Here is a 23,477-nt window from a genome sequence, read left to right as displayed (position 1 = left end):
CGCCCTCACCGGTCCGCCGCCGCGGGGAACGGCAGCGGCCGCGGCGGCGCCAGCCCGCCGCGGCACTTGAGCACCCGCAGCTGCGGCGGCTGCGCGTCGAGCGCGATCCGCAGCGGCGCCGGCGACGGATTGCGCGCTGCTTGCAGCGGCCGGGTGGCGAAGGCCAATGTCTTGCCGGTTTCCGCCGCCGCCTGCAGCCGCCGCAGCGCACGGTCGTCGGCGTCCTGCAGCCAGCACAGCACCGCGCCGCAACTGCCCGAGCGCAGGCACTGTTCGACCGCCCACAACGCATCGCGCGGCCGCGTCGCCTGCACCACGTGCAATTGCCGCAGGTCGACGCCTGCCGCCTGCCAGGCGGCGGCGAACGGCAGGTACGGCGGCGCCACCAGCACGATGCGCTCGCCGGCCCGCGACAGCCGCGCCAGCGCCGGCCACAGCAGCCGCAGTTCGCCGATGCCGTCAGCCGCGATCAGCAGTTCACTCAGCGCCGACTCCGGCCAGCCGCCGGTGGGCAATGCCGCATCCAGCGCGGCATGCCCGGTCGGCTGCGCGCTGGCCGGCGCCGGCGCCGGACGGCCCTTCCAGACCCGGCGCTCGTGCAGCAGCGCGTCGAGGGCGACCACCGCGCCCATCTCAGCCGCGCCGGACCAGGCCGCAGAACACGCCCTCGATCGCGAACTCCTGGTCCGGTCGCACCACGATCGGCGCGTAAGCCGGGTTGCGCGGCAGCAGGCGGATGGCATCGGTGCCGAGCGCCAGTCGCTTGATCGTCAGCTCGCCGTCCAGCCGCGCGACCACGGTCTGGCCGTCGCGCGCGTCGCTGCCGCGGCGCACCCCGACCAGGTCGCCGTCGAGGATGCCGTCGTCGATCATCGAATCGCCCTGCACCCGCAGTAGGTAGTCGGGCGCCTGCGCGAACAATCGCAGGTCCAGGGTCAGGGTATCGGCCAACCCGGCATCGGCGCCGATCGGCACGCCGGCCGCCACCCGGCCCAGCACCGGCAGCCGCAGCAGGTCGGCGCGCGCGCGCAGCCCGGCCGGACGGATGCCCCGCGCCTGCCCGGCGGTGACCTCGATCAGCCCGGCCTCGGCCAGCGCCTGCACGTGCTTGCGCGCGGCCCCGCGCGAGGCCAGGCCGCAGGCGGCGGCGATCTCGGCCAGGGTCGGCGGCTGGCCGTGCGCGGCGACCCGGTCGCGGATCAGGGCCAGGATCGCGGCGCGGCGGGGGCTCAGGGATTCCATGGAGTACATTTGTACTCCATCGTCCCCCGACAGGCTACTGCCGCCGGTTCAGTCCGCGTCCGGCGCGTCGGGTTCCCAGGCCAGCAGGTCGCCCGGCTGGCAGTCGAGGTACTCGCAGATCCGACCCAGGGTCTCGAAGCGGATCCCGCGGACCTTGCCGGACTTGAGCAGGGACAGGTTGGATTCGGTGATGCCGACATGCGCGGCCAGGTCCTTGGAGCGCACCTTGCGCAGCGCCAGCATCACGTCGAGACGGACCACGATCGCCATTAGACGATCGCGCGGCTGTCTTCTTCGAGGCGTGCGGCCTCGTCGAACAGCCGTGCCACGAAGAAGAACACCACCGCCAGGAACAGCGCCAGCAGGTCGCCGCCGGAGAACGACAGCGTCACCGTCATGGACTCGCCCATCGCCGCCAGCGCCACCGCGGCCAGCGCCGGCAGCAGCAGCCGCAGCAGCGCGGCCAGCACCAGCAGCAGCGCGAAGCGGCGGAAATGCCGTGTCGCCGGCGGCGCGAACAGCGCACCACGCCCGACCCGGCCCAGCATCCGCGCCAGCTCGAACAGGGCGCCGGCCACCAGGCCCGCCACGACCAGCGCGATCGCCGCTGCCCAGGCGTGCGGCAGGCCATCGGTGTCGAGGACGGCGGCGAGCAGGCCCCGGGTTCCGGCCAGCGGGGCGAAGACCGCCAGCAGGGTCACGACCAGGCACAGCACGGCACCGGCCCAGGCCACCAGGCGCAGCCGGCGGGCGGCCCGGTAGAGTTTGGTGTTAATTTCTGTTGAATTCATATTTATTTCTGTATTACGATAATTTTTTCATGCAGAACGAGGCTTCAGTATGCCTGTCTACCCCTACTCCACAAGCCCCCTGGCGCGCTTCCGGCGCCATGGCGTGTTGCTGGTGTCGCTGCTCCTCTGCCTGCTGCTCGCGCTCGAGCCCATTGCCATGGCACAGGCCGGGGACGCGCCGCCGTTGTCCGCGGTGCAGGCCGAAACCCTGCTCGCGGACGCCGGCAAGGGCGAGGTGTTCGCGCTCGAAGCCGCACTGCCGCGGATCGCCGATCCGCAACTGGCCACGCTGGCCCAGGCCCGCATCGCCGCCTCGCGGCTGCAGGACGATGCCGCATTGCGCGCCCTGGCGCCGTTCTTCTCCGCCCAGGACCCCGACCCGCGGCACCTGCGCATCGCCTGGTCGATCGCCGCCGACGCCAGTTTCGCCGCCGGCGACTATGCGCGCGCCGCGGACGCCACCGGCGCCTGGCAGGCGCTGCTCGCCACGCACGGCGATCCCGACGACCGTGCGGACGATGTCGCCCAGTTCCACGGCATCGCCACGCAGCTCGCGGCGGTCCCGCCGCAGGCGGTGCTGGCGTTCGCGCCGGAGGCGGTCGCGACCTGCCGCGACAAGGTCGGCCTGCTGCGCGCGACGATGGCCGTCAACGGCATCGACCAGGAGGCGGTGCTCGATACCGGTGCCAACCTGTCGGTGGTCTCGGCCTCCACCGCGCGCCGGCTCGGCCTGCGCCTGCTCGAGGGCGAGGCCAGCGTCGGCAGCGGCAGCCGCGACGCGGTCCCCACCCGGCTGGGAGTCGCCGAGCGGCTGGAGTTCGCCGGGTCGACCCTGTCGAACGTGGTGTTCCTGGTGCTCGACGATGCGCAACTGGAAATGCCGGTCGCGGGCGGCTACCGGATCGACGCGATCCTCGGATTCCCGGTGATGCGCGCGCTGCGCCGCATCCGCTTCGATGCCGATGGCCGCCTGACGCCGGAGCCCGTCGCCGATGGCGATGCCGACGGCCCGGCCGGCAACCTGCGCGTGGTCGGCAGCGACCTCCATGTCGACGTCTCGGTCGACGGCATCGCCGTGCCGCTGCACCTGGACACGGGCGCCCCGCGCTCGTCGCTGTCGTCGCGTTTCGCGCAGCGGCATGCCTCGCTGCTGCAGGGATTGCCGCAGGGGCGGCAGCGGGTCGGCGGCGCCGGCGGCGCCACGGAGCGGCGCATCGCCACCTGGCCGGACGTGCGGGTGCGCCTGGACGGTCGCGAAACGCGGCTGCCGGAACTCACCATCGCGATCGCCGACTCGGCCGACGTCGAGACCCGGAACATGGGCGTTCTCGGCGGCGACGTCCTCGGCGCGTTCGCCTCCTTCACGATCGACTTCGCGCGGATGCGTTTCGAACTCGGCGCACCGGTCGATGAAGCGAGCGCGCCGCCGTCCGTCGACGCGCCGTCTCCGGTCTCCGACGCAGTGGATTGAGCCGGCGCATGCGCAACCGGATCGATCAGGACGCGTCGTCCCCGCCGGGTTTTGCCGCCCGCGGCTCGTCGGACGCTTCTGCACCGGATCCGGGTTCTTCGCCAACGTCTCCAGCGCTCACCTTGCCGTGCTCGGGGAACGCCTTGCGCAGCTCCTCGTCCAGCACCAGCGGCCGTCCCCAGCGCTGGTAGCTGGGGACGAATCCCCGCTTGAGGCGCTGGAACTCCGGCGAACCGGGGGCGACGCCCAGCCGCTGCGCCAGTGCTTCCCAGCCCTCGCCATGGCTGCGTTCCCACTCCTCCACCACGCGCCGGCAGGGCCGGCCGACGATCTGGGCGAGGGAACAGGCGTAGTAGACGTCGCCCGGCGCCCAGCCGCGCTCGGCAAGCAGACCGGTCACGAGGTCGCGGGGCGCATCGCGGTAGCGGACCAACTCGTCGATGAAGGGATCGCGGTGGCGGTGGCCGTAGTCGTTGATGTCGCCCAGGTGCCCGTCGATCCAGGCATCGCCGCTGCGCGGATCCCAGTCGTAGGCGAAATCCTGCGCCGCGGCGGCGGCCGCCAGCGGCAGCGCGAGGGCGAGCACGAAGGCGCGTAGGCGGTTGCGGATGTGCATCGATGTTCTCCGTGGTACGGCGCCCCGAATCCGCGGGCGCGATAGGTGTCGGTCAGTGGCCCTGTTACTGACCGTCGCGGGCGACGACCGGTTCCAGCGCATGGCGTCCGCTGCCGCGTGGCAGGCGGCGGCCGGCATCGTTCCGGACCTGCAGGCGGCCGTCCGGAAGCACGGCATAGACCCGCAGGCTGCCGCCGTCGCCCTGCATGCGGATCAGCGCACCCTCGGCCTGCCATTGCCCGGCCTCGACGAAGCGCTCGCCGCTCCCGGCGACCCGATAGGTTTCTGCGAGCCGGTAGCTGCGCGCCTCGCCCTGCCGCTGCAGCAGCAGGACCGTGTCGATGCCGTCGCAGTCGGCACAGGACGAGACGCCCCGCCATTCCAGGTGCCCGCCCTGCGCCTGCGGATCCGGCGCCGGCACGCGTTCGCAGCCGGCCAGCGACACGCTACCAAGCAGCACCAGCACGGGAAGCACGCAGCGCATGCCGCGATTGTGCCGCAGCGCGCAGCCGGCGTCGCCTACACACCACGCACACCTGGCCCCGCCCACGCTGTCCTCACGGGATTGCGTCGTTCGCCTTTCCCGGAAACAGGTCGTCGATTCGTGGGAGGAGCGACCGATGAATACGTCCACCAAGCCCCGCCATCGCCTGCGCCGCTGGCTGGTCGGTCTTTGCATTGCCGCCGTGCTGCTGGGCGCCTACGCCGTCGCCCTGCGCTGGTTCACCCTGCAGATCGGCGACGGCGTGGAAGGCAGCCTGCGGGCGGCGCCGGCGGTCGAGGATACCCGCCACCGCGCCGGCGACTAGACGGTGGGCCAAGGCCCACCCTATGCCCGGTGTTCGCGATAGGGTGGGCTTCAGCCCACCGCATGGCGCTCAGCGCTCGGAAATCACGAAGCTGCCGAACGCGACCCCGAGATCCCAGCCTTCACCGGTCCCGGCCAGCGCCAGCGAGATCGAGCCCTTGGTCACCACCTGCGCCTTGGCGGATTTCCCCGCGCCCGCGTGCGCCTCGGCGGTGGCATAGCCGCCGATCACGTCGCGGATGTTGTTGACCCCGGAAAAGTTCCCGGTGCCGTTGTCGATGCGGGTCTTGCCGAAAGTGATGCCCCCGCCCCTGGCGCTGATGCGCACCGGCAGGCTCTGGCCGTTGTTGCAGGTCACGGTGCCGGTGCCGTCGGCGGTCTTGTAGAACGCCGACCAGCCCGACATGCTGAAGTTGAGCCGGCACTCGAGCGGGCCGGCCGCCGCCACGGGCGCGGACGCCGCCGCCAACACCAATGCGGCAACCGCGAAAGCGGCCAGGCGGGAGCGGAAACGCGGCTTTTTCATGTCACCCTCCAATGGAAGCATCGTCCCGCATCGCGGCGTGCGGCAGGCAGAGCGGTCCCGATCCGTGCTCAGCGCCAACGGCGGTCCCGATACGCATGACGCCGGTCATCGCGGTAGTCGCGATCGTAGCGCGGATCGTAATAATGCGCCTTGCAGCGGCCCTTGCGGTCGCACCTGGCATTGCCGTAGCTGCCATGCCTGGCGCGATAGCCGTGCGCCGGGGCATGCGCCGGGGGACCAGGACGGTAGCGGTAGCGGCTGGCCTGGTAATAGCGGGGCGCCTGACGATAGTAGACCGGGCGGCCATAGCGGTCGCGGGACACGATCAACCGATCGTTGTAGCCATAGTTGCCGTGACGGTAGTAAGGCGTACTCCCACGCAGCACCACGTCGGCGACGTCGACGATCACCCGGACCAGATCGTCGTCGGCACGCGCGGGCGTGGGGACCAGCGTCATCAGGCCCAGGCCGGCCGCCAGCGCAACCGGAGCGAACCAGCGGGACAGGTTGCTCGTGCTCATCGTCTTCTCCTTGCGTCTGTCTGTCGCCCGGCGGAAAGCTGCGCCGGGTCCGCAAACACCATGCGGCAGGACAGGTGAACCGCCCCGCAACTGCGCCGTTTCGAACGCTACCGTGACGACGGCGTAAAGACGCGATTCATGCGACGCGGCTGGGCGTCTGGCTGCAAACGATTTCAGCCATCTCCACGATCTGCCGCACGGCGGCAGGCAGTTCCTGCGGCGCGGCGACGGTGCGCAACCGCCGCTCGTCGTCCACCGGACCGGCTTCACGCTCGTGCGCCCAGGTCAGGTGATAGGGCATGTGCACCGCCCAGCCGCCGAGCTGCAGTACCGGCGCGATGTCGGATCGCAGCGAATTGCCGACCATGACGAACTGCGGCGGGGCAATGCCGAATTCGCCGAGCACGCGCGCATAGGTGGCCGGATCCTTCTCGCTGACGATCTCGATGCGGCCGAACAGATCGGCCAGGCCCGAGCGCCGCACCTTGTTCTCCTGGTGGAACAGGTCGCCCTTGGTGATCAGTACGATCGGGTGCTCGGCGGCGATCGCCTCGACCGCCTCGCGGATGCCGGGCAGCAGCTCCACGGGATGCTGCAGCATGTCCTTGGCGAGCTGCACGATGCGGTGCAGGTCGGCGGCGCCGATGCGCGCGCCGGTGATGTCGACGGCGGCCTCGATCATCGACAGCGCCATGCCCTTCACGCCGTAGCCGAACAGCGCGAGATTGCCCTTCTCCACCGCGTACAGGTGTTCGCGCGCCCGGCTGTCCTCGAGATCGACGTAGGCGCCGACGATCGCCTCGAACCGGCGCTGCGCGTCGTCGAAGTAGTCCTCGCTGCGCCACAGCGTGTCGTCGCCGTCGAAGCCGACCAGCCGGATGCGATCGTCCGCTGCAGTTGCCATCGCGGCATTCTATAGGAGCGCGCGCTTTTTTCCGTCGAACGAACGGTGCAAAGCGTGCTTGGATCATCACTCCGGGTCATCGCCTGGCAACGAAAACGGGGGCGGCCCTGCGGCCGCCCCCGTCGTTTCGTTCCGCGCCGTCGTCGTCGACGCCGGAATCCGATGGATCCGCGTCAGCCGCGGATCCGATAGCGCCGCTTACTGGCCGCCGCCCGGAGGCGTGGCGCCCTGCGATGCGGCGAAGTTGCGGTACTCGTCCGGCGTCAGCTGGCCATCACCATCGGTATCGGCCTGGGCGAACACCGTGCTCAGCGCCGGGTGCGCACCGGCTTCGCCCTGGCTGAGGTTGCCGTCGCCGTCCGCGTCCAGGTCGGCCCAGGTCACCTGCCCTTCGGCGGGCTGGGCCGGCGCTGCCTGCTCGGTCGGCGAAGCCTGGGTGGTCGGATCCTGCGTCGTGGTCGGGTCCTGCGTCATCGGCTCGGCCTCCTGCGCGAATGCCAGCGGCATCGCGACGGCGGCGGCGAGGGCGATCAGCCCAGCCAGGGGCTTGCGTGCATTGCTTTTCATCGGAATCTCCAGTTGGATAGCCAAAGCGCGGAAGCGAATCGCCCGGTACGCCAATTTCATGCCGGCCGAGCCGCATGCACTCCGCACGATTCGCAGCTTGGCGGTGACCCGATGAATGTCAACGACGGCCCAGCGGTGCGCAAAACACATCGTTAACCAATGCAATCGCTTTTTTCGCTAGGTCCGCCGCAACCAAGAAAGCGAATGCAAGCGGAAAGCTCGGGGGCTCGGGTACTTACATGTACATGCAGATGATCACGGCAGCCGTTCGATGCGGCCATCGCGCATGAATGCAACACAACATTCACATTCCCCGCGCCGCCGGCGCAGGTCAGACCGCATCGTCCGCACGCGTTTGCACCTCGATTGCGCCGTCGAACCCGATGCGTACGGCGACCTCGATCGGACGGCAGCAGACGCGGCAGTCCTCAATGTAATCCTGGTCGCCGGCGGAATCGTCGATCTGCAGCTCGACCGGTTCGCCACAATACGGACAGCGGATCTCGCGTGCAGGCAACATCCGGACCTCCAACCGCATCGCGCATGTGCGCGCCGCCGCAATGATGCGCCCCGACCTGGGCTATCGTAACCTCCCCCGTTCAGCCCCGCCGGAGATCTTCCCGTGATCAAGCATCTGCTCGCCGCCGCCTGCGCAGCCACCCTGCTGGCCGCCTGCAACGGCGATACCACCGCATCGTCCCCGACACCGACACCGACGGCGCAAGCGGCGGCCGCGGACGGACGGCCTTTCGCCGTCGAGGAGGTGGCGCGGTTCGCCGAGCCGTGGGCGATGACGTTCCTGCCCGACGGCCGCCTGCTGGTGACCGAAAAGGCCGGCACCCTGAAACTGTACGACCCCGAGCGCGACACGCGCGGCGACATCGGCGGCGTTCCCGAGGTCGCGTACGGCGGACAGGGCGGCTTCGGCGACGTGGTGCTGCACCCGCGCTTCGCCGACAACGGCACGGTCTACGTCAGTTATGCCGAAGCCGGCGATGGCGGTGCCGGCGCGGCGGTCGCACGCGCGACGCTGACGCTCGACGGCAGCGGTGGCGGCGCGCTGGAGAACGTCGAGGTGATCTGGCGCCAGGTGCCCAAGGTCTCCGGCCAGGGCCACTATGGCCACCGCATCGCCTTCGATCGCGACGGGATGCTGTGGATCACCTCCGGCGAGCGGCAGAAGTTCGACCCGGCGCAGGACATGCAGGCGAACCTCGGCAAGATCATCCGCCTCAACGACGACGGCAGCGTGCCGGCCGACAACCCGTTCGCCGACCGGGGCGGCGTGGCCGCGCAGATCTGGTCGCTGGGTCACCGCAATCCGCTCGGCATCGTCTTCGACGACGACGGGCGGCTGTGGGCGCCGGAAATGGGCCCGAAGGGCGGCGACGAACTCAACCTGGTCGAGAAGGGCGTCAACTACGGCTATCCGATCGTCTCCGACGGCGAACACTACGACGGCCGTCCGATCCCGGACCACAGCACCAATCCCGACTACCGCACACCGGTGATCAGCTGGACGCCGGTGATCTCGCCCGCGGGATTCATCATCTACGACGGCGGGCAGTTCCCGGAGTGGCAGGGCAACGGCTTCATCGGCGGATTGTCGTCGCAGTCGCTGGTGCGGATCGCCTTCGACGGCGACAGCGCGCGCGAAGCCGAGCGCTTCGACATGGGCACGCGCATCCGCGAGGTGGAACAGGGTCCCGACGGCGCCATCTGGCTGCTGGAGGACGGCAGCCGCGGCGGCGAAGGTCGACTGATGCGGCTGACGCCGCCGGGTGCCGGAGCGACCGACGCGGGTGCCGATGCCTGACGCGGCAGTTGCAGGATCCGGATGCCGGATTGCGCAAACGGGGCGCCTGCTGGCGCCCCGTTTGCATTCCGTGACAGTCCGTCCGCGTCAAATCGCGGAGATCAGGTAGACGCGACTCAGCGCCGGACGCGCCGGCACTGCGTTTCGACGACACGGTCGCCGGTGGCTTCCTGCCGGTCGCCCTGGACCTTGCGACCGATCGCGCCGCCTGCGACCGCGCCGCCCACGGTGGCGAGCTTGCGTCCATCGCCGCTGCCGACCTGGTTGCCGACGAGGCCGCCGATCACGGCGCCCGCCGCCATACCGCCGATCCGGTTGGGATCGGTGCTGTTGCGCTGCACTTCCACGTCCTCGCAAACGACGCGGCTGCCGTCGGCGAAGCTGCGGCCTTCGTCCTCCGGACCGTAGACTTCCGCCGGCGGTGCAGTTTGCGCCGGCTGCACGGTGGTCTGCGCCTGTATGGCGCCCGTGGCGGCGAACGAGACGACGCCCAGGCAGACGAGTGTTCGGATCACTTTCATGGCACTGTCCTCCACGCTGGCAAGGCATGCGAATGCTCGCACCGGGCATGCGAATGCTCGCACCGGGCATGCAAATGCGCGGTGAAACGACGCTTTCCTGGCAACCGCGCACTGCTCACCTACGGAACCACGGGTCAGGATCGCGCATCACCACCGAGGCGACGGGTAACATGCCGGCTCCAACCACGACGACGAGCTTGCGATGGCCGACTGGCGACGCCTGGTCCGCGACATCCCCGATTTCCCGCGCCCGGGCATCGTGTTCAAGGACATCACCCCGGCGCTGGCCGATGCCGGAGCGTTCGCCGCCGCGGTGGCCGAGATGGTCGCGCCATGGCGCGATGCGGGGCTGGATGCGGTGGCCGGCATCGAATCGCGGGGCTTCATCCTCGGCGCGGCGATGGCGCAGGCACTCGGGACCGGGTTCGTACCGGTACGCAAGCCGGGCAAGCTGCCGGCAGCGACGCTGGCGCAGGACTATGCGCTCGAATACGGCAGCGACCGCCTGGAGATGCACGCCGATGCGCTCGCGCCCGGAGCGCGCGTGCTGATCGTCGACGATGTCCTCGCCACCGGCGGCACGCTGCAGGCCGCGCTGTCACTGCTGCGGCGCCAGGGCGCGACGGTCGCCGGCGCGGCGGTCCTGGTCGAACTGCGCGCGCTGCAGGCGCGTACGCGCTGGCAGGAGACGACACCGCTGCTGGCGGCGGCCGGTTTTTGAGCGGGCTGCCGGCCGGCGCGGCTCACGCATCTGCCCGAACCACGACGGCCAACTCCGGCACCACGCCCGCAGGTCCTGCCTGGGGGAACCCTCTCAACTCTCTCCCCAGCGGCTCTGCCACCGGGGAGAGGAATGAATCAGGGCATCCCTAGGCGATCCAACCGCGCGCCACCGCCTTGCGCGAGTACCACACCAGGAATCCGGCGATCGCCAGCAGCAGCACCGGCATCGCCAGCACCGCAGGACCGTGGACGCGCCAGGCCGGCGTCAACGCCAGGCTGCCGCAGATCTGCACCAGCAGTGCGAGCATCGACACCACGAACAACACCCTCGCCCATCGCTTGCGCAGCAGCAGGCCGAGCGCGCCGAGCACGCCGCCGAACACGGCGACGGCGAAGGCGGCATCGATCCAGGCAGGCGTGCCCTCGATCAGCTGCCGCTGCTCGGGCGGCAGCGCGGCGAGCATCTCCGGTGTCATGTTCGCCTGCACCACGAACATCACCACGCCCAGCAGGTTCCACAGCAGGGCGATGACGGCGATCGCCCAATAGCCTTTCGTCGGCGCCGTCGCAACGGTCGTCCCCATGTTTGCCTCCCACGGCAGAGCGGTCGAACGACAAGCCTACGCCGATGCGCGCACGCCGGCGATGCTGGCCCTGGGGAGCGGTCGCATCTTCACAACCGGCAATCCGGGCCGGCGGGTAGCGGCGCCGTACCGCGCCGTCAGCGCGGCCAAATCCATGCCCCGGATACCGTATCGCCGCCACGGCACGGCTCCGGGGCTTCGATTATCCTGCCCGGATGAAGCCTGCACAGACCCTTCTTCTGGTCGAGGACACCAGGGGCGACGCGCTGCTGTATGCCGCATTGCTCGAGCGGGCGACGAATACACCCCGGCGGGTCGACCTCGCCTCCACCCTGGCGGGTGCCTCGCACATGCTCGCCGGCAGCCACTACGATGCGGTGCTGCTCGATCTCGGACTGCCGGACTGCCACGGCCTGCAGGGCGTGGAGAATATCGTGGCGCGTCACCCGGACCTGCCGGTGATCGTACTGACCGGACGCGACGACCTGGCGATCGGCGAGCGTGCCATCGCCGCCGGCGCCCAGGACTACCTGCACAAGAGCGAGGTGAAGGCGGACACGCTCGAGCGCGCGCTGCGCTACGCCTGCGCCCGGCAGCGCCTCGATAACGACGCGCGCCAGGCCCGGCAGGAACTGCAGGCGCTGTTCGACCGCAACCCGTTGCCGGTCCTCGTCTACGACGAGGAGAGCCTTGCCTTCGTCGCCGTGAACGATGCCGCACTGGTGTTCTACGGCTACGACCGGCCCGCATTCCTGGCGCGGACCGCGCTCGATATCCGCCCTGCACAGGAGCGCGCCGATTTCATCGCGATACTGGAGTCACAGCGGCACGACGGCTTCAATGGCCGCGACTGGCGGCATGTGCTCGCCGACGGCCGTACCGTGCCGGTGCGCGTGCATTCCGAGCCCATCCTCTTTCATGGCCGTCGATGCCGGATCGCGATCGTGCACGACGTGACCGAGCAGCGCCAGGCGCAGCAGCGGCTGGAGGAAAGCGAGCGCCGCTATCGCGACGTGTTCGAGCAGAGCCTCGGCTGCATCTGCACGCACGACCTGGACGGCGTGCTGCTGGCGCTCAATCCCGCCGCCGCCGAAGCGCTGGGCCGCGATGCGAGCCGCATGATCGGGCACCCGTTGTCGGACTTCCTGCCGCCGGCCGCGCATGACGATTTCCGCGGGTATCTGGCCCGCATCCGCGAACGAGGCGAGGACCGTGGCCTGATCACGCCCCTGCACCACAGCGGCCAGGTACGCACCTGGATGTATCACAACCGGCTGTATCGGCGCGCGGGCCAGGCGACGATCGTGCTGGGCTATGCCCAGGACGTGACCGACCAGCGGCGGACCGAGAAGCAGCTGCGCACCAAGAGCGCGGAACTGGAGGCGGTGAACGATTCGGCGCCGATGGGCTTGTTCCGCACCGACGCGGCCGGTCGCTGCACCTACGTCAACCGCACCTACGAGCAGATCTCCAGCCTGCCGCAGGCGCAGGCGCTCGGCGACGGCTGGACGCAGGCGCTCCACCCCGGCGACCGCGAACGCACGATGGCCGAGTGGGCGCACGCCGTTGCCCGCAGGGAGGAACGGTTCATCGGCGAACAGCGCTTCCTGCACGCGGACGGCCGCGTCGTCTTGTGCAGGATGCACGCCGCGCCGATGATGGTCGACGGCGAGCTCACCGGCTTCGTCGGCACCGTCCAGGACGTCACCAGCGAGCGCAACGCACAGGCGGCGCGCAGGCGCGGCGACCGGCGCCTGGCGACGCTGGCCGACGCGCTGCCGCTGCTGCTGATGTTCCTCGACCGCCAGGGCCGGGTGGAGTTCGTCAACCGCGGCTGGTCGCAGGAACTCGGGCGCCCGCAGGAACAGATGATCGGCAAGCCGATCGTCGATCTCGTCCAGCAGCCGGCGACGCCGTACTTCGTCGAGGGCGTCGCCCGCGCCATGGCCGGCAAGGAGCACAACATCGAGTTCGAGGATCCGCACGGTGCGATCCTGCGCACCTGGCACGCGATCTTCATTCCCCAGCACGACCACGGCGGCCGGGTCGACGGCATCCACGTAATGCTGCGCGACGTGACCCTGGACCGCACGCGGCAGCGCGAACTCGCCGACCGCGCCGAGCGCGACGCCCTGACCGGGCTGCTCAACCGCTCGGGTTTCGAGGCTCACGGCCAATACCACTGGCAGCTGGCGGCGGACCTGCACCACGCGATCGGCGTGTTCTTCATCGACCTCGACGGCTTCAAGACGATCAACGACGAACTCGGCCACGCCGCCGGCGACGACCTGCTGCGCGACATTTCCGTCGGACTCTCCGAGACGTTGCGCGCCGACGACGTCGTCGGACGCATGGGCGGCGACGAATTCGCGGTGATCGCGCTTCATGTCACCGACGACGATGGTGCACGAAGCGTGGCCAACAAGATCATAGAAGCGATCGAGGCGGCCTCTGCACGGCATTTTCCCGGCGCGCGGGAACCGGTGTCCTGCAGCGTCGGCTATCACGTCGTCGACACCGCTGCGGTCTCGCTCGGGGAAGCGTTGAAGCGGGCCGACGAGGCGCTCTACGTCGCCAAGCGCGGCGGCAAGCGCCGTGCCACCGGCTGGCCGGGCGGGCGTCACCTCGCCTGATCCGCACCGAGCCGGGGCGCTCACCTCCCGCAACGCTCGGCACGCGACCTTCCCGGCGCATCGCTGCGCATCGCGGGCTGATACCGCCGTCACGCCGCCGATGCTGCAATGTCGCCGTATCCGCACAGGCAGGAGGTCGCGATGCAGCGCGCACGGTTCTCCACCGTCCTCGCCGGTCTGCTGCTCGCGGGCTGCGGCAGCGGCGGTCCACCACCGGGCGACTCCACCCAGGCTGCGCAGCAGCCGCCGACGCCGGGCACCTACGCGCCCGGCACCGGTCCGGCTCCGGCCTTGCCGGAACCGCGGACGTCGCTCATTCCCACTATCAACATCGCACCCGCGGTCGGCTGGGCGGACGATGCACGGCCGACGGCCGCCGAGGGCTTCGTGGTGACCGCGTTCGCGCGCAACCTGGACCATCCGCGCACCGTATACGTGCTGCCAAACGGCGACACGTTGGTCGCGGAAAGCAACGCGCCCGAGGACCAGACGAAGCAGGGCCTGAAGGGCAAGGCGATGAACGCAGTGATGAAGCGCGCTGGCGCCGGCGTACCCAGCGCCGACCGCATCACCCTGCTGCGCGATGAGGACGGCGACGGTGTCGCCGAGATGCGTACCGCGTTCCTGGAGAACCAGAAGTCGCCGTTCGGCATGGCGCTGGTTGGCGATACGCTGTACGTCGCCAACGCAGATGCGCTGGTGAAGTTCCCCTACGTCGAGGGCGCGACCGAAATCACCACCGCGCCGGTCGAGGTCGCGGCACTGCCAGGCGGCCCGATCAACCATCACTGGACCAAGGCGCTGCTCGCCAGCCGCGACGGCGGCACGCTGTACGTCGGCGTCGGCTCCAACAGCAATATCGGCGAGAACGGCATGGAGGCCGAGGTCGATCGCGCCGCGATCCTCGAGGTCGACGCCGCCAGCGGCGAGACCCGGGTGTTCGCCTCCGGCCTGCGCAATCCAACAGCGCTGGACTGGGACCCTGGGACCGGCGAACTGTGGGCGGTGGTCAACGAGCGCGACGGACTCGGCAACGACCTGGTGCCGGACTATCTCACCTCGATCCGTGAAGGCGGCTTCTACGGCTGGCCGTACAGCTATTTCGGCCAGCACCCGGATCCGAATTTCGACGCGGACGAACAGCGGCCGGACCTGGTGGCGAAGGCGATCGTGCCGGACTACGCGCTGGGATCGCACGTCGCGCCGCTCGGCCTGGCGTTCTACACGGCCGACGCGGATGCGCGGGACGCGCTACCGGGACGCTACCGCAACGGCGCCTTCATCGGCCTGCACGGCTCCTGGAACCGCGATCCCAAGAGCGGGTACACGGTGGTGTTCGTGCCCTTCGCGAACGGGCGGCCGGCGGGGCCGATGGAGGACATCCTCGGCGGTTTCGTCAACGCCGACGGCGAGGCGCAGGGGCGCCCGGTCGGGGTCGCCGTCGATGCGCATGGCGCGGTGCTGGTGGCCGACGACGTCGGCAACGCGGTCTGGCGGATAAGGCCAGAAACGAGAAACGAGGAGTGAGAGACACCGGCGACGATGCGGCCATGGGGTCCGCGATGAGGGCATTGCCGATGCACCGGCTGCTGCCGATGCTGCTCGCCGCCGCCGTCCTGGCGGGGTGCCGCTCCGAGGAGGCGCCCGAGCGCGGCGGCGTCGAAACGCCCGCCGGCGCGCCCGCGCCGCCGTGGGCGGAGCCACTGGATGCCGCCGCCGCCCGCATCGACGACGACATGCCGGGCGATTTCGGCCTGTACGTGCGCCGGCTCGGCGACGGTGCCGGCACGCTCGACCGCGGCGGCGACCGCCGCTGGTACCTGTCATCGACCATCAAGGTGCCGGTGGCGATCGCCGTGCTCGAGCAGGTCGATGCCGGCGAGCTCGCGCTCGACCAGGAACTGGTGCTGGCCGAGACCGACTACGTCGACGGCGACGGCGACCTGCTCATGCAGGATCCCGGTACGCGCTACAGCATCGCGACGCTGCTGCTCCGCGTTGCCGACGGCCCGTCCACCCTGGGGGCGGAAGGCCTGCCGTTCGCGCTCGACCGTTTCCGGCTGCTCGGCCGCTATGCCGACATCGCCGAGCTCGGCGCAGCCCGCTGGCATCCGCTCTCCGCGGGAGCGGCGGCGCTGCGTCGCGACGAGCTGCCGCCATCGAATCACGTGCTCACCTTCGGCCCCGGCGAGAACTGACGCCCCGCGGCTGCCGGAGTCACCCGGGCAGCGGCCGGGCGAAGCCGGCGGCCCGCCCAAGCCCTTGGGCGGGCCTGCGCGTGGGATGGCCATCCAGACGGGTCGCCAGGGGAATGGGGCCCGCCTGTCCACGCGCGTGACCGGCCCGGAAAGCTTGCCTGCCGGTGCCGGCGGCGTCGTTGGGAAGATTCCGAAAATGGCGTCGCCGCGGCCGCCCGGCTGCGCGGCATTCCATGTACGCACACATCGGCATGCACGCGTGGCCGACCCCGTGCTTGCTAAGGTGGTGTCATCGATCACCGCCGTGCCTACATGCCGAACGCTTCCGCCCCCAGGCCGCGCGCGCCGCAGGAACCCGAGCCGGATCCGCAGCCGGTCGCACCGGAAAAACCGCTGCCTTCCGACTGCTGCGAAAGCGGCTGCGAGACCTGCATCTACGATCTCTACGCCGACGAACTGGCGCAATACCGCGCCGCGCTGGCTGCCTGGCGGGCACGGCATCCGGAGATCGACGTGGAGGGCTGAAGCGTCCCCGGCGCGTGAGCCGGGCCACCGCGATCCAGACGCGACCGACACGGACCGGCGGATAGCATGATCCATCCACCGTTGCGATCGGACATGAGCGATTCGAACGAGCGTCCAACCCCCGCGACCACCGTCGCCGGCCTGGAAGGCGTGCTCGAACGCCTTGCCGAGGCGGCGCGGCGTGAGGGACAGGTCTCGGTCGCGGAGATGCTGGCGGCCGCCGGGCAGCGTTCGTTCGGCCCGTTGCTGCTGGTGCCCGGACTGATCGTGCTCTCGCCGCTGAGCGGCGTACCCGGCCTGCCGAGCGCGGTGGCGGTGCTGGTCCTGCTGGTGGCGGCGCAGCTGCTGTGCCGGCGCCACCATGTCTGGCTGCCGAAATGGGCGCTGCGGCGCTCGGTGTCCGCCGGGCTGCTGCAGCGCGCGGTGCGCGTCCTGCGGCCGGTGGCGCGCGTGGCCGACCGCCTGACGCGCCCGCGGCTGCGTGTGCTGGCGGATGCCGAGGGCCTGGCGCTGTATCCGATCGCGCTGCTCTGCATCCTGATCGCGCTGACGATGCCGCCGCTTGAACTCGTCCCGTTCGCCAACTCCATCGCCGGCGCCGCGCTCACCGCATTCGGGCTGGCGCTGATCACCCACGACGGGCTGCTCGCGCTGGTCGCCGGCGTCATCTGCGCCACCGGTTTCTGGCTGGCCGCGTCGAGGATGCTGTCCCTCGCCTGAGCGACCGCCCGCCCCTGCGTCGCGGCGCAGCGGCATCACGGCGCGGCCACGGTTGCCGCGGTTCAATGCGCCTTCCGCATTGCAACCGGAGTTCCCCCCATGAGCCGCTATCGGATCGCCGTGGTGGTCGGCAGCCTGCGCCGCAATTCCTTCAACCGCAGGTTCGCGCATGCCCTGGCGCGACTGGCACCACCGGAGTTCTCGTTCGAGCAGATTAAGATCGGCGACCTGCCGCTGTACAACCAGGACGACGACGACGACCCCGCGGACCAGGTGAAGCGCCTGAAGGCGGACATCACGGCCGCGGACGGACTGCTGTTCGTCACCCCCGAATACAATCGCTCGGTCCCGGGCGTGCTCAAGAACGCGCTCGACCACGCCTCGCGTCCGTACGGCGAAAGCGTGTGGAAGGACAAGCCGGCGGGCGTGGTCGGCGTGTCGGTCGGCGCCATCGGCACCGCGGTGGCGCAACAGCACCTGCGCAACAGCCTGGCGTACCTGGATGTGCCGACGCTCGGCCAACCCGAGGTCTTCCTGAAGGCCGACGGGCTGTTCGACGACGACGGCAACATCGGCGAGGGCCGCCGCGCGTTCCTGCAGGACTGGATGGACCGTTTCGTCGCCTGGGTCGAGCGGCACGCGGGCGGTGCGAAGCGGGAATCGCGATAGGCCACAGCTTGATCCGATAGGAGCGACCCAGCGGACGCCCGCTCCCGTCCTCCACCTTGAGATGGCGCACGTCGTCGCGCGCCGCCAGCGCCGGCTCGAGCAGCCGCTGCGCGGCGATGCAGTACCCGCACCAGGGCGCGCCGAACTCCAGCACGGTGCGGCCGGGCAGCGCGTCGACCGCGTCGCGGGTCGGCTCCTGGTCGGCGTAGGCGGATTCGAACGGCATGTCCCTCCTCAATGGATGCGACGTGACGTCGCTCAACCGCCGCCGTTGCCGTCGTCGCCGGCGTCCGGCGGCACCCTGCGGGTCCGGGTCGGGCCGTGCACCAGGCTGGGATCGTTGCTCTCCCCCGGCAGGTTGCCGCCGCGCGCGAACTCGCTGCCCTTGGACGCCTTGGGGTCGTTCACCGCGGTATGCGCGGGCCCCTTCCGATCCCGGTGGCGCGGGGTCTCCTCCGGCGCAGGCCGCGTCCGGTCGCCGTCGTCGCGCTTCTTGTCGCTGCTCATGGCAATCACCCGTTGCGAAGGCCTTCACCTTGGCAGAACGGCGGTGAAGCGGCCGGCAAAGCGGTCGTCCGCCGGCAGACTGTCTCGGCGCTCGCCGGGTTAGACGATCTCGCCGTGCCGATGCAGCGCATCGAGAATGATCTGGACGATTTGCGAGCAGCGATCGCGATCGCCGTGCCTCAACCACGCGAACTCGGCGATCTCGGCATCGGCCTGCAGCTCGCCGTCGTAGCCGGCCGCGTAGCAGGCCATGCGCACCTGCGTGCCCTCGGGCTTGCCGTGCGCCTGCGCCTCGAAGGTGCCGACCGCGCGCAAAGTGGCCGGACGCAGTGATACGCCGAGCTCCTCCCGGATCTCCCGCCGCACGCAGGCTTCGTCTGATTCGCCCGGCTCGCGCTTGCCGCCGGGCAGGTAGAACGCGTCCTTGCCGTGCGAACGCACGCACAGCACGCGACCGGCGTCGATGTGGATCCAGGCGACCTTGTCGATGGCTGGCATGCGTCATCCAATGCAGTGGACAGGAGCGATGACGACCGCAACCGCGCGGTCGATCGCGCGCCCATTATGGCGCGCACCGCCGGTTGCCCACGGTGCGCATCCGCGTTCTCCGGATCGTGGCGAACGTCTATCCTGTACTGCCTGCGCAGCCGAGAAGACGCCCATGAACCGACCGCGACACCTGCCGATTCGACCATCCACCGGCACCCAGGTCGCGCGACCGCGGATCCGCCGGTGACCGGCGTCGTCCGCTGCGCCTGGGCCGAGGGCGACCCGTTGATGCAGGACTACCACGACCGGGAATGGGGCGTGCCGGTACACGACAGCCGGATGCTGTGGGAGATGCTGATGCTCGAAGGCTTCCAGGCCGGGCTGTCGTGGCGCACCATCCTGCACAAGCGCGAGGCGTTCCGGCGCGCCTTCGCGGGGTTCGAGCCCGAGCGCGTCGCCCGCTTCACCGCGGCCGACGTCGACCGGTTGATGCAGGACGCCGGCATCGTCCGCGCCCGCGCCAAGATCGAGGCCACCATCGGCGGCGCGCGCGCGTACCTGGCGATGCGCGAGGACGGCGAGGACTTCGCCGGGTGGGCCTGGTCGATGGCCGGCGACCATGCCCGCCGCACGCGCGGACCGGTACCGGCCAGCACCCCGGAATCGGAGCGACTGTCGAAAGCGCTGAAGCGGAGGGGCTTCAAGTTCGTCGGCCCGACCATCACCTACGCCTGGATGCAGGCGGTGGGGATGGTGGACGACCACCAGGACGACTGCTTCCGGCGCGGTGGGTGAATCCATCGCACCGGAGGACTCTTGGGGCCCCGTGCCGCCCGATCGGTACGCCAGGGAACGGCGCCACCGGCGCTACCCGTTCCCCAGCTGAAGGATGGGTAAATTCCCGCTTCGGCGGCAATCCATTTTCACATCGGCCGCGATCTTCGCGAGCGTAGCGTGCGCGTGCAGACAGGTGTCTGCGCCGCAACAGCACTCGGAGAAGTGGCAATGAACCGCAACGACAACAAGCGTCCGCAGAAAACGACGCAGGGCAATCCCGGAACGCCGGCCGGAAAGAAAACCGCGCCGAAGACCGGGCAGCAGAGCGGACAGCAGCCGGACCGTAAGCAGCAGAAGACCGCACGCTGATCCGGATCCGGCGTCGAGCCGAATGCGCGCCCGGCGCGACCGGGCGCGCTCGCGACGTGCCCACTGAACCACGCATCGTGAATACGCCGCGCCGCGTCGGGCGCGGCGCCGTTTCACGTGCCTGACGCATCGCCGCATGCACGGTAGGGCCGAGACAAGCGCCACGCGTCCGCCACGGAGAACGCCATGATGCAGAATCCGAATCCGCGACCACCGGTTCCCGGAGAGGTCCCCAACCCGGGACGCGACCCGACGCCCGACCGGCCGATCGATCCGATCCCGGACCGACCCACCGACCCCACCATTCCGCCGATCCGCGATCCCGACAGCGAACCGGACCAGCCGGGCCGGGGTCTCGAGGATTCGACGCCGGACCCGCCGATATCGGAAAGATGAAGCGTAAGCGGGCCGTGCCCCCGACCGGGACCGCCGGGCAGGACCGCGTCGCCCTTGGGGGCGGCTTCCCGGTGCGTCCTGGAGGATGAAGGCTTCGGCTGCGCGTCTCTACTGGTCCGTGGCCGCCTGCCTGCCGCGCAGTCGCTGAAACAGCGTCACGGCGCCGAGCACCAGCGCGCCGGCGACGACGCCTACCGCCGCGTTGGCCAGGGCCGCGATCAGCGTGCCGGCGAAGCCGTGCGGCAGCAGGCCCTCGATGGCGTGGTGCACCACCGGGATGTTGTGCACCAGGATGCCGCCGCCGACCAGGAACATCGCCGCGGTTCCCGCGATCGACAGTCCGCGCATCAGCCAGGGCGCGCCCGCCACGATGCCCTGGCCGAGCTTCGCCCGCACGCCGCCGCGGCCGGCCAGGTACAGGCCCAGGTCGTCGAGCTTCACGATCGCCGCCACCAGCCCGTACACCCCTACGGTCATCGCCGCGGCGATCGCCGTCAGCACCAGCAGCCGTTGCATGAAGGGCTCGCCGGCGACCACCCCCAGCGACAGCACGATGATCTCGGCGGAAAGAATGAGGTCGGTGCGCACCGCTCCTCGGATCTTGTCCTTCTCGCGCGCCACCAGGTCCACCTCGTCGTCGGCGAGCGCCTGCAGGTGTTCGGCGTGGCGCTTCGCGTCCTCGTGTTCCGAGTGCAGGAAACGGTGTGCCAGCTTCTCCACGCCCTCGAAGCACAGGTACGCACCGCCCAGCATCATCAACGGCATGACCGCCCAGGGCAGCCAGGCGCTGATCGCAAGCGCCGCGGGGACCAGGATCACCTTGTTGCGCGCCGATCCCTTGGCGACCGCCCATACCACGGGCAGTTCACGATCGGGCTTGACCCCCGAGACCTGCTGCGCATTGAGCGCCAGGTCGTCGCCGAGCACGCCGGCGGTCTTCTTGGCCGCGACCTTGGTGAGGAGCGAGACGTCGTCGAGGATGCTGGCGATGTCGTCGAGCAGGGTAAGCAGGCTGGCGCCGGCCATGCGGTGCCTCCAGAATCAAAGAGCACCGATTCTCGTCGATTCCGCCTGGGCGTGACACAGGCAGCACCCGCCGGCATGCCGGCCGACGGCAGGCGATGGCCGGCGCCGGCCCTCCGCCGGGCCAGCCGCCATACTCGTGCTACTCGGCAGTGACCGGATCGATCATCGACGCCACTTCGGAAACCCGCTCCGCGGGAAACCCGCCCTGGGCGGCATGTTCGCGGATGGCCTCTGCATCCGGCGCGATATAGACGCAGTAGACCTTGTCCGCGGTCACGTAGCTATGCAGCCATTGGATCTGTGGCCCCATGGCGGAAAGGACGCCGCAGGATTTCTGCGAAATGGCTTTCAGCGCCTCAGGCGACAGCTTGCCTGCGTCGGGAATGTCCCGTTCGATTACATACTTCGGCACGATGTTCTCTCCTCGGCAAAACGCGGCGCACAGGCGACCCGCGCGACGGCCATGACTGCTGTAACGTCGGTCCGCGGCCGGGGCGGACATGGACGACGCGACCTGCCGCAGCGGGCGCCCGGTCCTGATGCAACCGCGCAGGCCGTCCCGTGAATCGTGACCTCCGCCACTGGGCGGGCGGATACCGCTGATCGCATATTGTCGGTCCCGGCCACGGTGCCGGAACCGCACGACCTCGATCCACCGTCTCGAGGCTGTCGACCCGGGATGCGTTCCGGCCGACATCGAAGGAGGATCGCGGGTATAGGAAGAATAAACGCCCTTTTGTAGAAATCATCGAGTCATTGCCCGTCCGCTTACCCCACGCTTGACGCCGATTGCAGCTCGAATTCCCACCTGGGTTGCCCCTTTGCAACCCCTTTGGCCACCTTGCGGCCGGTTCCGGCCCTGTGGCCGAGCCTCAGCCCGCGCGGCAGCGCTCTTGGCCGAACGCGACGCGCCGCGGTCCAAACCAGGGCGGCGATGTCTTGAGGGCCGCGGGCGGCAGGTGTCAGTCAAACAGCCGCGCTGGCGGCGGTGCCCGGGGCTCGGGGAACAGGGCCCTGGCCGCTGCGGGAGCCTGGTTGCTCAGGTGAGTGAGGATCTTGGCGATCACCGCAGGGGCTTCGATGCAGGCGATCAGCTTGACGGCCCCGCCACAGGTCGGGCAGGTGTTCAGGTCGATCTTGAACACGCGCTTGAGGCGTTGCGCCCAGCGCATGGCGGCGTGCTGCTCTGCCGGAGTGCGGTCGTGGGCTTCCTCGGGCACAGCCGCCAGCTGGCCGCTCCGGCCCCGCCGGGCGGGGTGACGAGCGCACGGTCCCGGCTGTCGGCCCCCTCCGCGAACGCGGTGACGGTCGGGAAGCGGTCGAAACCGGCGCCGCGCAGCAGCGCATTGGCGCGGTCGTAGCTGGCCAGGGCGATGCGCAGGTCGTGGTTGGCGTCGAGCGCGGCGGCGACCAGCGCGTCGAGCTGCGGATCGGCGAACGCCTCCCAGAATGCCTCATCCGGCGCCGGCAGTGCCGACGGATCCGACACCTGGGCCTGCACGAAAGCATCGGCGAGCGGCAGCTCGGGACGGACGTGGTCCGGGCCGACCGCGCAGGCGGCCAGGGCGACGGCGAGCAGCGACGGCAGCACCGCGCGCGCGCTCATGGGGAATCGCTCGAGAAGTCGGTCATGCATGGGAAGGCTCCAGGTTGTCCGGCTGCGCGTCCACGGGCTTGCCGCGCTCCACCAGCTTGCGCAGCGCCACGTAGAAGACCGGCGTCAGGAACAGGCCGAACCCGGTCACGCCGATCATGCCGGCGAACACCGCGGTGCCCAGCGCCTGGCGCACTTCGGCGCCGGCGCCGGTGGCCAGCACCAGCGGCACCACCGCCGTGGTGAAGGTGATCGAGGTCATGATGATCGGGCGCAGGCGCAGCCGGCAGGCCTCCAGCGCGGCCTCCACGATGCCCATGCCCTGTATCTCCAGCTCGCGCGCGAACTCCACGATCAGGATCGCGTTCTTGCACGCCAGCGCGATCAGCACCACCAGCCCGACCTGGACGAAGATGTTGTTGTCGCCGCCGGTCATCCACACGCCGAGCATCGCCAACAGCATGCACATCGGCAATAAGCTGGA

General features: G+C 70.2%; 32 protein-coding genes and 2 pseudogenes. 13 read left to right on the top strand and 21 right to left on the bottom strand.

The window, feature by feature from the left end; all coding sequences use genetic code 11:
- Positions 1-5: 5 nt before the first annotated feature.
- Genes imuA through AB5T46_RS09120 form a run of 4 tightly spaced genes read right to left on the bottom strand, consistent with a single transcriptional unit; the run spans position 6 to position 2,033 of the window.
- Positions 6-632, bottom strand: coding sequence for a translesion DNA synthesis-associated protein ImuA (gene imuA, locus AB5T46_RS09135; RefSeq protein WP_370563592.1), 627 nt, complete (start codon positions 630-632; stop codon positions 6-8).
- A gap of 1 nt (position 633) precedes the next feature.
- Positions 634-1,242 (bottom strand): transcriptional repressor LexA, encoded by a 609-nt coding sequence (lexA, locus tag AB5T46_RS09130; RefSeq protein WP_370563591.1) that lies wholly within the window; start codon positions 1,240-1,242, stop codon positions 634-636.
- 48 nt (positions 1,243-1,290) lie between these two features.
- The gene (locus tag AB5T46_RS09125) at positions 1,291-1,512 is read right to left on the bottom strand and encodes a helix-turn-helix domain-containing protein (protein ID WP_370563589.1); all 222 of its coding nucleotides are present in this window, start codon (positions 1,510-1,512) and stop codon (positions 1,291-1,293) included.
- Positions 1,512-2,033, bottom strand: a complete 522-nt coding sequence (locus AB5T46_RS09120) for a DUF2975 domain-containing protein (RefSeq protein ID WP_370563588.1) — start codon at positions 2,031-2,033, stop codon at positions 1,512-1,514. Before AB5T46_RS09120 ends, AB5T46_RS09125 begins: the two co-directional genes overlap by 1 nt.
- 49 nt (positions 2,034-2,082) lie before the next feature.
- Between AB5T46_RS09120 and AB5T46_RS09115 the strand changes: the two genes are divergently transcribed.
- The gene (locus AB5T46_RS09115; RefSeq protein ID WP_370563587.1) at positions 2,083-3,504 is read left to right on the top strand and encodes an aspartyl protease family protein; all 1,422 of its coding nucleotides are present in this window, start codon (positions 2,083-2,085) and stop codon (positions 3,502-3,504) included.
- Positions 3,505-3,529: 25 nt separating this feature from the next.
- Here AB5T46_RS09115 and AB5T46_RS09110 read toward each other — a convergent pair whose 3' ends face one another.
- A complete protein-coding gene (locus AB5T46_RS09110; protein ID WP_370563586.1) occupies positions 3,530-4,120 on the bottom strand; it encodes a hypothetical protein in 591 nt (196 codons plus the stop codon).
- A gap of 64 nt (positions 4,121-4,184) precedes the next feature.
- Positions 4,185-4,604: a copper resistance protein NlpE N-terminal domain-containing protein gene (locus tag AB5T46_RS09105; protein WP_370563585.1), complete on the bottom strand. Its 420-nt coding sequence runs from the start codon at positions 4,602-4,604 to the stop codon at positions 4,185-4,187.
- A 136-nt stretch (positions 4,605-4,740) separates the two neighbouring features.
- Here AB5T46_RS09105 and AB5T46_RS09100 point away from each other — a divergent pair, with 136 nt between their 5' ends.
- A complete protein-coding gene (locus AB5T46_RS09100) occupies positions 4,741-4,929 on the top strand; it encodes a hypothetical protein (protein WP_370563584.1) in 189 nt (62 codons plus the stop codon).
- 69 nt (positions 4,930-4,998) lie between these two features.
- Here AB5T46_RS09100 and AB5T46_RS09095 read toward each other — a convergent pair whose 3' ends face one another.
- The 5 genes from AB5T46_RS09095 to AB5T46_RS09075 all read right to left on the bottom strand — a co-directional run bounded on the left by AB5T46_RS09095 (position 4,999) and on the right by AB5T46_RS09075 (position 7,966).
- Positions 4,999-5,454 (bottom strand): hypothetical protein, encoded by a 456-nt coding sequence (locus AB5T46_RS09095; protein WP_370563583.1) that lies wholly within the window; start codon positions 5,452-5,454, stop codon positions 4,999-5,001.
- A 68-nt stretch (positions 5,455-5,522) separates the two neighbouring features.
- Positions 5,523-5,975, bottom strand: a complete 453-nt coding sequence (locus AB5T46_RS09090) for a hypothetical protein (protein ID WP_370563582.1) — start codon at positions 5,973-5,975, stop codon at positions 5,523-5,525.
- Between the two features lie 136 nt (positions 5,976-6,111).
- Positions 6,112-6,879, bottom strand: coding sequence for an HAD family hydrolase (locus AB5T46_RS09085; protein WP_370563581.1), 768 nt, complete (start codon positions 6,877-6,879; stop codon positions 6,112-6,114).
- 198 nt (positions 6,880-7,077) lie between these two features.
- Positions 7,078-7,446 (bottom strand): EF-hand domain-containing protein, encoded by a 369-nt coding sequence (locus AB5T46_RS09080; protein WP_370563580.1) that lies wholly within the window; start codon positions 7,444-7,446, stop codon positions 7,078-7,080.
- 331 nt (positions 7,447-7,777) lie between these two features.
- The gene (locus tag AB5T46_RS09075; RefSeq protein WP_370563578.1) at positions 7,778-7,966 is read right to left on the bottom strand and encodes a CPXCG motif-containing cysteine-rich protein; all 189 of its coding nucleotides are present in this window, start codon (positions 7,964-7,966) and stop codon (positions 7,778-7,780) included.
- 102 nt (positions 7,967-8,068) lie between these two features.
- Between AB5T46_RS09075 and AB5T46_RS09070 the strand changes: the two genes are divergently transcribed.
- Complete coding sequence (locus tag AB5T46_RS09070) at positions 8,069-9,262, top strand: PQQ-dependent sugar dehydrogenase (protein ID WP_370563577.1); 1,194 nt, start codon at positions 8,069-8,071, stop codon at positions 9,260-9,262.
- Between the two features lie 116 nt (positions 9,263-9,378).
- On the opposite strand, the gene AB5T46_RS09065 is transcribed toward AB5T46_RS09070, so the two are convergent.
- The gene (locus tag AB5T46_RS09065; protein ID WP_370563576.1) at positions 9,379-9,783 is read right to left on the bottom strand and encodes a glycine zipper 2TM domain-containing protein; all 405 of its coding nucleotides are present in this window, start codon (positions 9,781-9,783) and stop codon (positions 9,379-9,381) included.
- 202 nt (positions 9,784-9,985) lie between these two features.
- Between AB5T46_RS09065 and AB5T46_RS09060 the strand changes: the two genes are divergently transcribed.
- Positions 9,986-10,504, top strand: a complete 519-nt coding sequence (locus AB5T46_RS09060) for an adenine phosphoribosyltransferase (RefSeq protein WP_370563574.1) — start codon at positions 9,986-9,988, stop codon at positions 10,502-10,504.
- Between the two features lie 148 nt (positions 10,505-10,652).
- Here AB5T46_RS09060 and AB5T46_RS09055 read toward each other — a convergent pair whose 3' ends face one another.
- Entirely contained in the window at positions 10,653-11,090 is a 438-nt protein-coding gene (locus AB5T46_RS09055) for a hypothetical protein (RefSeq protein ID WP_370563573.1), read from the bottom strand.
- A gap of 215 nt (positions 11,091-11,305) precedes the next feature.
- Here AB5T46_RS09055 and AB5T46_RS09050 point away from each other — a divergent pair, with 215 nt between their 5' ends.
- The 6 genes from AB5T46_RS09050 to AB5T46_RS09025 all read left to right on the top strand — a co-directional run bounded on the left by AB5T46_RS09050 (position 11,306) and on the right by AB5T46_RS09025 (position 17,835).
- Positions 11,306-13,723, top strand: coding sequence for a PAS domain S-box protein (locus AB5T46_RS09050; RefSeq protein ID WP_370563572.1), 2,418 nt, complete (start codon positions 11,306-11,308; stop codon positions 13,721-13,723).
- A 141-nt stretch (positions 13,724-13,864) separates the two neighbouring features.
- Positions 13,865-15,250, top strand: coding sequence for a PQQ-dependent sugar dehydrogenase (locus tag AB5T46_RS09045; protein ID WP_370563571.1), 1,386 nt, complete (start codon positions 13,865-13,867; stop codon positions 15,248-15,250).
- Positions 15,247-15,921, top strand: coding sequence for a serine hydrolase (locus AB5T46_RS09040; RefSeq protein WP_370563570.1), 675 nt, complete (start codon positions 15,247-15,249; stop codon positions 15,919-15,921). Before AB5T46_RS09045 ends, AB5T46_RS09040 begins: the two co-directional genes overlap by 4 nt.
- 312 nt (positions 15,922-16,233) lie before the next feature.
- On the top strand, positions 16,234-16,446 hold the full coding sequence (locus tag AB5T46_RS09035; protein ID WP_370563569.1) for an oxidoreductase-like domain-containing protein: 213 nt from the start codon (positions 16,234-16,236) through the stop codon (positions 16,444-16,446).
- 93 nt (positions 16,447-16,539) lie between these two features.
- Entirely contained in the window at positions 16,540-17,166 is a 627-nt protein-coding gene (locus AB5T46_RS09030) for an exopolysaccharide biosynthesis protein (protein ID WP_370563568.1), read from the top strand.
- Between the two features lie 99 nt (positions 17,167-17,265).
- A complete protein-coding gene (locus AB5T46_RS09025) occupies positions 17,266-17,835 on the top strand; it encodes an NADPH-dependent FMN reductase (RefSeq protein ID WP_370563567.1) in 570 nt (189 codons plus the stop codon).
- On the opposite strand, the pseudogene AB5T46_RS09020 reads toward AB5T46_RS09025, so the two are convergent.
- The 3 genes and pseudogenes from AB5T46_RS09020 to AB5T46_RS09010 all read right to left on the bottom strand — a co-directional run.
- Positions 17,783-18,061 (bottom strand): annotated as a pseudogene (locus tag AB5T46_RS09020) (thioredoxin family protein); the annotation flags it as partial. The gene AB5T46_RS09025 and the pseudogene AB5T46_RS09020 overlap by 53 nt on opposite strands.
- A gap of 32 nt (positions 18,062-18,093) precedes the next feature.
- Positions 18,094-18,342: a hypothetical protein gene (locus tag AB5T46_RS09015; RefSeq protein ID WP_370563565.1), complete on the bottom strand. Its 249-nt coding sequence runs from the start codon at positions 18,340-18,342 to the stop codon at positions 18,094-18,096.
- Between the two features lie 99 nt (positions 18,343-18,441).
- Entirely contained in the window at positions 18,442-18,840 is a 399-nt protein-coding gene (locus AB5T46_RS09010; RefSeq protein WP_370563564.1) for an NUDIX hydrolase, read from the bottom strand.
- Positions 18,841-19,074: 234 nt separating this feature from the next.
- Here AB5T46_RS09010 and AB5T46_RS09005 point away from each other — a divergent pair, with 234 nt between their 5' ends.
- From AB5T46_RS09005 to AB5T46_RS08995, 3 genes are all read left to right on the top strand, one after another.
- Entirely contained in the window at positions 19,075-19,626 is a 552-nt protein-coding gene (locus tag AB5T46_RS09005; RefSeq protein ID WP_370563563.1) for a DNA-3-methyladenine glycosylase I, read from the top strand.
- A gap of 210 nt (positions 19,627-19,836) precedes the next feature.
- Positions 19,837-19,977, top strand: coding sequence for a hypothetical protein (locus AB5T46_RS09000; RefSeq protein ID WP_370563562.1), 141 nt, complete (start codon positions 19,837-19,839; stop codon positions 19,975-19,977).
- Between the two features lie 186 nt (positions 19,978-20,163).
- Complete coding sequence (locus AB5T46_RS08995; RefSeq protein WP_370563561.1) at positions 20,164-20,373, top strand: hypothetical protein; 210 nt, start codon at positions 20,164-20,166, stop codon at positions 20,371-20,373.
- 108 nt (positions 20,374-20,481) lie between these two features.
- On the opposite strand, the gene AB5T46_RS08990 is transcribed toward AB5T46_RS08995, so the two are convergent.
- The 5 genes and pseudogenes from AB5T46_RS08990 to AB5T46_RS08970 form a co-directional block, all read right to left on the bottom strand.
- Positions 20,482-21,399 (bottom strand): DUF808 domain-containing protein, encoded by a 918-nt coding sequence (locus AB5T46_RS08990; RefSeq protein ID WP_370563560.1) that lies wholly within the window; start codon positions 21,397-21,399, stop codon positions 20,482-20,484.
- 139 nt (positions 21,400-21,538) lie between these two features.
- On the bottom strand, positions 21,539-21,811 hold the full coding sequence (locus tag AB5T46_RS08985) for a DUF4242 domain-containing protein (protein WP_370563559.1): 273 nt from the start codon (positions 21,809-21,811) through the stop codon (positions 21,539-21,541).
- Positions 21,812-22,361: 550 nt separating this feature from the next.
- Positions 22,362-22,544 (bottom strand): hypothetical protein, encoded by a 183-nt coding sequence (locus tag AB5T46_RS08980; protein WP_370563558.1) that lies wholly within the window; start codon positions 22,542-22,544, stop codon positions 22,362-22,364.
- Complete coding sequence (locus tag AB5T46_RS08975) at positions 22,526-23,035, bottom strand: TolC family protein (RefSeq protein WP_370563557.1); 510 nt, start codon at positions 23,033-23,035, stop codon at positions 22,526-22,528. Before AB5T46_RS08975 ends, AB5T46_RS08980 begins: the two co-directional genes overlap by 19 nt.
- Positions 23,028-23,471, bottom strand: a pseudogene (locus AB5T46_RS08970) (efflux RND transporter permease subunit); the annotation flags it as partial. The gene AB5T46_RS08975 and the pseudogene AB5T46_RS08970, both read right to left, overlap by 8 nt.
- Positions 23,472-23,477 lie beyond the last annotated feature (6 nt).

Origin of the sequence: Luteimonas salinilitoris (genome assembly GCF_041300785.1) — a bacterium.
Classification (GTDB): Bacteria; Pseudomonadota; Gammaproteobacteria; order Xanthomonadales; family Xanthomonadaceae; genus Luteimonas; species Luteimonas salinilitoris.
Note: the sequence above shows the minus strand (reverse complement) of the source record. Positions and strands in the feature narration are given on the sequence as shown.

Excerpts from the sequence above, each read along its gene's own strand:
- AB5T46_RS08975 (WP_370563557.1), bottom strand. The coding sequence starts at position 23,035 with ATGCATGACCGACTTCTCGAGCGATTCCCCATGAGCGCGCGCGCGGTG.
- AB5T46_RS09000 (WP_370563562.1), top strand. The coding sequence starts at position 19,837 with ATGAACCGCAACGACAACAAGCGTCCGCAGAAAACGACGCAGGGCAAT.
- AB5T46_RS09065 (WP_370563576.1), bottom strand. The coding sequence starts at position 9,783 with ATGAAAGTGATCCGAACACTCGTCTGCCTGGGCGTCGTCTCGTTCGCC.
- imuA (WP_370563592.1), bottom strand. The coding sequence starts at position 632 with ATGGGCGCGGTGGTCGCCCTCGACGCGCTGCTGCACGAGCGCCGGGTC.
- AB5T46_RS09115 (WP_370563587.1), top strand. The coding sequence starts at position 2,083 with ATGCCTGTCTACCCCTACTCCACAAGCCCCCTGGCGCGCTTCCGGCGC.
- AB5T46_RS08995 (WP_370563561.1), top strand. The coding sequence starts at position 20,164 with ATGATGCAGAATCCGAATCCGCGACCACCGGTTCCCGGAGAGGTCCCC.
- AB5T46_RS09055 (WP_370563573.1), bottom strand. The coding sequence starts at position 11,090 with ATGGGGACGACCGTTGCGACGGCGCCGACGAAAGGCTATTGGGCGATC.
- AB5T46_RS09035 (WP_370563569.1), top strand. The coding sequence starts at position 16,234 with ATGCCGAACGCTTCCGCCCCCAGGCCGCGCGCGCCGCAGGAACCCGAG.
- AB5T46_RS09110 (WP_370563586.1), bottom strand. The coding sequence starts at position 4,120 with ATGCACATCCGCAACCGCCTACGCGCCTTCGTGCTCGCCCTCGCGCTG.
- AB5T46_RS09120 (WP_370563588.1), bottom strand. The coding sequence starts at position 2,033 with ATGAATTCAACAGAAATTAACACCAAACTCTACCGGGCCGCCCGCCGG.
- AB5T46_RS09015 (WP_370563565.1), bottom strand. The coding sequence starts at position 18,342 with ATGAGCAGCGACAAGAAGCGCGACGACGGCGACCGGACGCGGCCTGCG.
- AB5T46_RS09080 (WP_370563580.1), bottom strand. The coding sequence starts at position 7,446 with ATGAAAAGCAATGCACGCAAGCCCCTGGCTGGGCTGATCGCCCTCGCC.
- AB5T46_RS09125 (WP_370563589.1), bottom strand. The coding sequence starts at position 1,512 with ATGGCGATCGTGGTCCGTCTCGACGTGATGCTGGCGCTGCGCAAGGTG.
- AB5T46_RS09090 (WP_370563582.1), bottom strand. The coding sequence starts at position 5,975 with ATGAGCACGAGCAACCTGTCCCGCTGGTTCGCTCCGGTTGCGCTGGCG.
- AB5T46_RS08990 (WP_370563560.1), bottom strand. The coding sequence starts at position 21,399 with ATGGCCGGCGCCAGCCTGCTTACCCTGCTCGACGACATCGCCAGCATC.
- AB5T46_RS09025 (WP_370563567.1), top strand. The coding sequence starts at position 17,266 with ATGAGCCGCTATCGGATCGCCGTGGTGGTCGGCAGCCTGCGCCGCAAT.
- AB5T46_RS09010 (WP_370563564.1), bottom strand. The coding sequence starts at position 18,840 with ATGCCAGCCATCGACAAGGTCGCCTGGATCCACATCGACGCCGGTCGC.
- AB5T46_RS09095 (WP_370563583.1), bottom strand. The coding sequence starts at position 5,454 with ATGAAAAAGCCGCGTTTCCGCTCCCGCCTGGCCGCTTTCGCGGTTGCC.
- AB5T46_RS09060 (WP_370563574.1), top strand. The coding sequence starts at position 9,986 with ATGGCCGACTGGCGACGCCTGGTCCGCGACATCCCCGATTTCCCGCGC.
- AB5T46_RS09045 (WP_370563571.1), top strand. The coding sequence starts at position 13,865 with ATGCAGCGCGCACGGTTCTCCACCGTCCTCGCCGGTCTGCTGCTCGCG.
- AB5T46_RS09100 (WP_370563584.1), top strand. The coding sequence starts at position 4,741 with ATGAATACGTCCACCAAGCCCCGCCATCGCCTGCGCCGCTGGCTGGTC.
- AB5T46_RS09030 (WP_370563568.1), top strand. The coding sequence starts at position 16,540 with ATGAGCGATTCGAACGAGCGTCCAACCCCCGCGACCACCGTCGCCGGC.
- AB5T46_RS09105 (WP_370563585.1), bottom strand. The coding sequence starts at position 4,604 with ATGCGCTGCGTGCTTCCCGTGCTGGTGCTGCTTGGTAGCGTGTCGCTG.
- AB5T46_RS09085 (WP_370563581.1), bottom strand. The coding sequence starts at position 6,879 with ATGGCAACTGCAGCGGACGATCGCATCCGGCTGGTCGGCTTCGACGGC.
- AB5T46_RS09075 (WP_370563578.1), bottom strand. The coding sequence starts at position 7,966 with ATGTTGCCTGCACGCGAGATCCGCTGTCCGTATTGTGGCGAACCGGTC.
- lexA (WP_370563591.1), bottom strand. The coding sequence starts at position 1,242 with ATGGAATCCCTGAGCCCCCGCCGCGCCGCGATCCTGGCCCTGATCCGC.
- AB5T46_RS09050 (WP_370563572.1), top strand. The coding sequence starts at position 11,306 with ATGAAGCCTGCACAGACCCTTCTTCTGGTCGAGGACACCAGGGGCGAC.